This window comes from Bradyrhizobium sp. GW821-FHT12B03 (genome assembly GCF_058807535.1).
In genome coordinates this window covers 284,460-291,310 of record NZ_JBXAQU010000009.1, presented here as the reverse complement: position 1 = coordinate 291,310, position 6,851 = coordinate 284,460, and the positions used below count along the sequence as shown (strand labels likewise).

Genomic DNA, 6,851 nt, shown 5'->3' with positions numbered 1-6,851 from the left:
CCTTCAGCAATGGTCTCCAATACTTCCATGCCCTCTCAGCCGGATGGAGCCTTAGAGATATGTGCATGCCCTAGGGCGCAGGCCGGGACGACGCTGATTATGTAGCGCGCCGCGCTACCCCAATAACTCCTCGCAGCCCAAATCCTCGACCGCCATCATCACCCGCTCCAGATTGTTCCACCAGATCACCGGCGGGATGTTGACGCTCCACTGCCAGACGGGCTTGGTGATGTGCCACAGCACCGACCGACGATAGTCTTGGTCGAGTGTGCCGCGCGTGTATCCGGTGACACCGTGCGCGATCAGCATCTCGTAGTAACGGTTGAGCAGTGGACGTTCGAGCGCCCGCCTGCGCTCTGGATACCATTGCGTCGCCATCATATAGGCGAGGTCGTGGGTAGGAACGTTGATGCGCCACTGATCGAAATCGAAGATGCGCACGGCGTCCGCGACGCCCGCGCGCGGCAACAGGAAATTCCAGGTATGGGCATCGCCGTGCGCGATGGTTACGTGGCGATGCGAATGGTAGCGCTGCAACAGCTGCTCCGCTTTCTCGATGAAGCGTCGGTAGAGGATACGTCGCTCCTCACTGAGGCGATCACCAAGCAAATCGGCAAAGCGGTCGTAATGACCGGCCAACGTTTCCATTAGGCTCGCAGTGTCATCGGCGCTCAACCAGGTACCGACGGTTTCGCCGAGACCCGGATGGTCCCACCAGCATGCATGCCAGCGGGCCAGCGCCGTTACGATCGCCATCGCCTGATCGCGCGAGGGCGGCAACGGCCAGTCAGCCGCAACCTCATGGCTGTCGGTGAGATCCTCGAGCAGGAGATGCCAAGCCTGGCTCTCGTCATCGTAATGTCCATCGTAGCAGCGCGGAACGATCTGCGACGGCATATTTGGCGCAAGGCGGGTGTAGAAGGCCACTTCCTGCCGACCAGAATTGGCCAGCGACTTGGCGTAGGCCGGATGCGGCATCTTGAGGATGACGGAGTGCGGGGCCCCGGCGGATTCTCCGACATAGCGCAGCCCGAGGCGGATGACGTGCGACACCAGGGCCGGGTGCTGATGCAGCACCTTCACCTCGCGGACGGCGCCAGCGTCCAGCACGCCGCCCTTGCGGAGCGCGGCCGTCAGTTGGGCGGGCTCAACGACCGCCGGCAGTTGTGGAGGTGTCATGACCACGATGCCCCTGCCCCCGCGCCATACTGCACGATCATGACCCGAGGCACCAGCGGCAGAGCTGGCACCCGGCTTCAAGCCGCAGCGGTGGAGTCGCGCACGGTCCGGACCACGACCGACCGCAGCTGTTCGAGATTGGCCGCCATGCCGGCGATCGCCTGCCTGACTTCCGCGGCGCGCTCGTTCACCGAACCGGCGTCGCGGCTGACATTGGCGATCTTGGTCGAGACGTCCTTTGCGGCCGAGGCCGATTCGGAGATCGACCGTGCGATCTCCCGTGTCGCGGCATCCTGCTGTTCCATCGCCGTGGCAACCGAGGTTGCCACGCCGTCAATCTCGACGATGTGGCCTCCCATGGTCTCGACGGCGTCGACCGCGGCTTGCGTCGAGGCCTGGATCTCGGCGATCAGTCGCCCGATCTCCTCGGTGGACTTGGCGGTCTGGTCGGAGAGCGATTTCACCTCGGCGGCGACCACCGCGAAGCCGCGGCCGGCCTCGCCGGCACGCGCCGCCTCGATCGTGGCGTTGAGCGCCAGCAGGTTGGTCTGGCCGGCGATGCCGCCGATGAGGTCGGAGACCTCGGCGATCTTCTTCACCGATCCCGCCAGCGCCTGGATGGTCGAACGCGCCTGCTCGCGGCCGGCAACCGCCGATCTGGTGACCGTGCTGGTCCGCGCGACCTGGCCCGCGATCTCGCGGATCGAGGCGCTCAGTTCTTCGGCTGCGGCCGAAACGGTCTGTGAGCTGCCGAGCGCCTGGGTGGAGGCCGCGGCCACCGCCTGTGACTCCGAAGACAGCGATCGCGCGATCTCCGACAGGCTGGAGACCACCCGCTCGACGCCCTGGCTCGCCGCGCTCGCGGTGTCGACCGAGCGCCCGGTCTCGCGCTCGACGGTCTCGGCCATCTGGTGCAGCGCGGAGCGCTTGGCGAGCGCCGCTTCCTGATCCTTCTGCAACTGCTCCTCGCGCAGCCGGGAATTCTCGACGGCCGCCTGCTTGAACACGAGCACGGCCCCCGCCATCGACCCAACCTCGTCCTGGCGGTGCGCGAAGGGGATGTCGGCGGCGAGATCGCCGGTCGCGAGCTTCTGCATCGTATCCGTCATGCGCACGATCGGCCGCACCACGCCGAGGGCGACGCCGAGCAGGCCAGCGGCAATGAAGGCAAGGACGGCGGCGGTCACGCCGACGAGGATATAGAGCATCGAGCTGTCGCGGTCCGCGGCCAGCTTCTCCATGTCGGCATTGTGCTTGTTGGCGTTCTCGACGATGCTGTCGATGACGGCGCGATGCGCGGTGTAGGCATCCTTGAGCTGCGCATAGGCGCGTTCGGCCGCGGCCGTCTCCTTGGTCTTGAGGGCCGGCAGCAACTGGTCGGACAGGACTTTCCAGAACTTCTGCACCTCGGCATCGGACTTCGACACCAGCGCCGTCTTCAGGTCGGCCGAGAGGCTCGAGGCGACCCAGAATGCCTTGCGCTCGTCGTAATCCTTGCGAAGCTGGACCAGGCGCTCGCCATGGGCCGCCAGCTGGTCCGGCTCGCGCATGGCGAGGGTCGCTTCGAGATAGGCCTCGATGACATATTCCGGCGGCGGCAGGATGTCCGCGATGAGGTCGTTGCCGAGCTTGATGTCGGAATAGAGGGGGCCGCCGACCTTGAGTTCGCGCAGTGTATAGAGGCTGGTGGAGACGATCGCGGTAAAGCCGATGGCGAGCACGATCCCGAACGCGATGATCGCGGAGGACAACGACAGGCGAATTTTCATGAAATGATCCCGGGCGGCGCCACAACTGCACCGACACTACCGGGGTGCGGTAAATACGGAATTTCACGGCGAAGAAATCGCCGGAGGAATTGCTCCGCAAAACTACGGGATTTGTGCAGCGGATGATCGGTTTTGCGTCAGTAAAACTGACGCAAAGGAGGGAAGATCGATCGTGTCACGCCCGTGATCGACGCAAAGTCGGCTGTCGATGCGCGAATTGAGAAAGCCAGGCCGGCGACTCGATCTCGCCGGCATGTCCGCGCTTCAGACGTCGAAGAACACCGTCTCGTCGTTGCCCTGCAAACGCAGATCGAGGCGATAGACGGCCTTGCCGGATTCGCGCGTCGCAATCAGCGTGGCGCGGCGATCGGCAGGCACCAGCGCCAGCACCGGATCGGCTACGTTGCCGGCCTCGTCGCTGAAATAGATCCGGGTGTAGAGATGCCGCAGCATGCCGCGGCCGAACACCGCAAGAAGGATATGCGGCGCCTGCGGCTTGCCGTCGGGATCGGGCACCACGCCCGGCTTGACGGTGTCGAAGGAATAATTGCCGTCCTTGTCGGTGCCGCAGCGGGCGAAGCCGCGGAAGCTGGCGTTGGGCAGCGCGCGCTTGTCCTGCGGATCGGCGAAGCGGCCTTGCGCATCCGCCTGCCAGATCTCCAGCATGCAATCTGGCACGGCGATGCCGTCGCCGTCGAACACGCGGCCCTCGATGCGGACACGGTCACCGGTGACGTCGGGCGTCAGCGTCGAGTTGGTGAACGCGTCGTTCCACGCGTAGTCGCCGGTCGGCGTCAGCCCGTATTTGAAGAACGGACCGACCGTCTGCGATGGCGTGATCCCGTTGTCCTTCACATTGTCCTGCACTTAATGGTTCTCCATTGGCGTGGCGTTCTTGCCGCGCAGCACGATGTCAAAGCGGTAGCACAGCGCCCATTCGGGCTGGGTGTTGTCGAGATCGAACGACGAGACCATCCGCGCCCGCGCGTTCTCGTCCGGCACCGAGTTGAAGATCGGATCGAACGGGAACAGCGGATCGGCCGGGAAGTACATCTGCGTCACGAGGCGCGTGACGAAGGAATGGCCGAACACCGAGAGATGGATGTGCGCGGGACGCCAGGCATTGTGGTGATTGCCCCAGGGATAGGCGCCGGGCTTGATGGTGACGAAGCGATAATAGCCGGAGGCATCGCTCACGGTGCGGCCCGCACCGGTAAAATTCGGATCGAGCGGTGCCGGATGCTGGTCGCGGACATGGACGTAGCGGCCGCAGGAATTGGCCTGCCAGATCTCGACCAGCGAATTGGGCACGCCGCGGCCGTCCTCGTCGCGCACATGGCCGTGCACGATGATGCGCTCGCCGATCGGCTCGCCCTTATGCTGGGTGGTGAGGTCGTTGTCGCCCTCGCGCACGGTCTCGTGGCCATAGACCGGGCCGGTCAATTCCGACAGCGTGTGACGCATCGGGATCAACGGCCTGTTCGGCGCGCGCTTGATCGAGCTCCTGTAGTCGGGCGACAGCGGCAGCGGATGCGCCTTGTTGCTGTCGACGGGATAGATGAAGGTCATTGGCGAACTCCTCCCCGGCCATTTTGGTCCGGCCGGTCAACGCTTCCGCCAATCATTATAGGATATAACTAATTTGGGGAAGCGGGTTTGGCAGACTTCCTGCGCCCGGCAGGCGCGCCCTATTTGATCGGCGGACGCGGCAGCACGGCCTCCCCGGCCTCGAGCCGGTAGGTGTGGTCGAGCGAATACCAGGGGGTCGCGACGTCGCCCGCGGTCGGATGCGGCGCATCATGGCGCAGGAACTTGCCGATCAGTGCCTGCGTCACGCCGAACTGCACGTCGCTGTCGATATGCGGATCGGCGGGGTCGTAGACCTGCGAGATCAGCACCTTGAATCCGGGCTTGTAAATCAGGGCGTGCAGATGCGCGGGACGATAGGGGTGCCGGCCCTGCGCCTTCAGCAGGCGGCCGACCACACCGTTGGTCGGAATGGGATAGCCGACCATCATCACCGAACGGAAGGCGAAGCGTCCATCCTGATCGGTCGTGAACTTGCCGCGCAGGTTCATGTCGGCCTGATCAGGGTCCTGGTTCTCGTACAGGCCGACCGGCGAGGCGTGCCAGACATCGACCTCTGCGCCTGCGACAGGACGGCCGTCCTTGTCGACGACATGGCCGCTGACGAACAGCGGCGCCCCCGGCGTCTCCGAGCGCACGATCGATCCGCCATTCTCGACCCGCGGCGAGTTCAACCGCCAGAACGGTCCGAGCAGCGACTGATCGGTTTCGGTATTTCCCTGATCGCCGTTGTTGAGCAGGCACACCAGCGGCGAGACGCCGAGCGAGCCCGCCATCAGCACGACCTCGTTGTGCGTGTCGGTCGTCAGCTTGCCGAGCTCGGCCACGATCGCGGTGGCGTCGCGGAATTCCTTTTCGGTCAAGCGGACATCGCGGACGAAGGCATGCAGGTGCTTGACCAGGGAGACCATGATCTGGCGCAGCCGCGGATCGGATGTCCGCTCCATCACCGCCAATGCCGCGGCCGTGACGTCCTGCTCGCGCTCGATGATCATGGAACGACCCTTGAAGGCCCTCTCCCCGCGAGCGGGGAGAGGAAGAGGAGAGAGCTCAGTTCAGCTTCTCGATCGCAACGGCGACGCCCTGACCGACGCCGACGCACATGGTGGCGAGCGCGAGCTTGCCACCGCGCTTCTCCATGCCGTGCACGGCGGTGAGCGCGAGGCGCGCACCGCTCATGCCGAGAGGATGGCCGAGCGCGATGGCGCCGCCATGCGGATTGACGAAATCGGCATCGTCGGCGACGCCGAGCTGGCGCATGCAGGCGATGCCCTGCGAGGCGAAGGCCTCATTGAGCTCGATCAGGTCGAAATCGCTGATCTTCTTGCCGAGCCGCTCCATCAGCTTGCGGGTCGCAGGCACCGGGCCGATGCCCATGATGCGCGGCGGCACGCCGGCCGAGGCAAGGCCGAGGATGCGCGCGCGCGGCGTCAGGCCGTGCTTCTTCACGGCGGCTTCAGACGCCAGGATCATCGCGGCGGCGCCGTCGTTGACGCCGGAGGCGTTGCCGGCGGTGACCGTGCCGGGATTGCGCACGATCGGCTTCAGCTTGGCGAGGCCCTCCAGCGTGGTCTCGGGGCGCGGATGCTCGTCCTTGTCGACAATGATGGGGCCGGCCTTGCCGCCGGGAATGGTGATCGGCGTGATTTCTTCGGCGAAATAGCCGGCCGCAATCGCGGCGCCGGCGCGCTGCTGCGAGCGGATCGCGAAGGCATCCTGATCGGCGCGCGAGACCTGGAATTCCTCGGCGACGTTCTCGCCAGTCTCCGGCATCGCGTCGACGCCGTACTGCGCCTTGAGCAGCGGATTGATGAAGCGCCAGCCGATGGTGGTGTCGAAGATCTCGGCCGAGCGGGAGAAGGCTTCCTGCGCCTTGCCCATCACGAAGGGCGCGCGGGTCATGGATTCGACGCCGCCGGCAATGGCGAGCTCGATCTCGCCGGAACGGATGGCGCGGCCCGCGGCACCGACCGCGTCGAGGCCGGACGCGCAGAGCCGGTTCAGCGTCTGGCCGGGAACCGAGTCCGGGAGGCCCGCGAGCAACAGCGCCATGCGCGCGACGTTGCGGTTGTCCTCGCCGGCCTGGTTGGCGCAGCCGAAGAAGACTTCATCCACCTGCGCCCAGTCGAGATTGGGGTGTTTTGCCATCAACGCCTTGATCGGGGCTGCGGCCAGATCGTCGGCACGCACCTTGGCGAGCGCACCGCCAAAACGGCCGATCGGGGTCCGCACGGCATCGCAGATAAAGACGTCACGCATCGTTGTTCTCCCTGAATGCCGCGATCCGGCCCAAATTCTTCAATGTCGGCGGAGTTT

The 6,851-nt window shown here is 65.4% G+C and carries 6 protein-coding genes; all 6 read right to left on the bottom strand.

Going from position 1 to position 6,851, the window contains the following annotated elements; genetic code table 11:
- Window positions 1-114: 114 nt before the first annotated feature.
- The gene (locus AC1RUR_RS19790) at window positions 115-1,179 is read right to left on the bottom strand and encodes a phosphotransferase (RefSeq protein WP_492846974.1); all 1,065 of its coding nucleotides are present in this window, start codon (window positions 1,177-1,179) and stop codon (window positions 115-117) included.
- Window positions 1,180-1,256: 77 nt separating this feature from the next.
- Complete coding sequence (locus AC1RUR_RS19785; RefSeq protein ID WP_492846962.1) at window positions 1,257-2,948, bottom strand: methyl-accepting chemotaxis protein; 1,692 nt, start codon at window positions 2,946-2,948, stop codon at window positions 1,257-1,259.
- Window positions 2,949-3,212: 264 nt separating this feature from the next.
- Window positions 3,213-3,815, bottom strand: a complete 603-nt coding sequence (gene pcaG / locus AC1RUR_RS19780) for a protocatechuate 3,4-dioxygenase subunit alpha (RefSeq protein ID WP_492846960.1) — start codon at window positions 3,813-3,815, stop codon at window positions 3,213-3,215.
- Entirely contained in the window at window positions 3,816-4,517 is a 702-nt protein-coding gene (pcaH, locus tag AC1RUR_RS19775; protein WP_492846958.1) for a protocatechuate 3,4-dioxygenase subunit beta, read from the bottom strand.
- Between the two features lie 119 nt (window positions 4,518-4,636).
- Window positions 4,637-5,530 (bottom strand): dioxygenase family protein, encoded by an 894-nt coding sequence (locus AC1RUR_RS19770; protein WP_492846956.1) that lies wholly within the window; start codon window positions 5,528-5,530, stop codon window positions 4,637-4,639.
- A 55-nt stretch (window positions 5,531-5,585) separates the two neighbouring features.
- Window positions 5,586-6,794, bottom strand: coding sequence for a 3-oxoadipyl-CoA thiolase (gene pcaF / locus AC1RUR_RS19765; RefSeq protein WP_492846954.1), 1,209 nt, complete (start codon window positions 6,792-6,794; stop codon window positions 5,586-5,588).
- Between the last annotated feature and the right edge of the window lie 57 nt (window positions 6,795-6,851).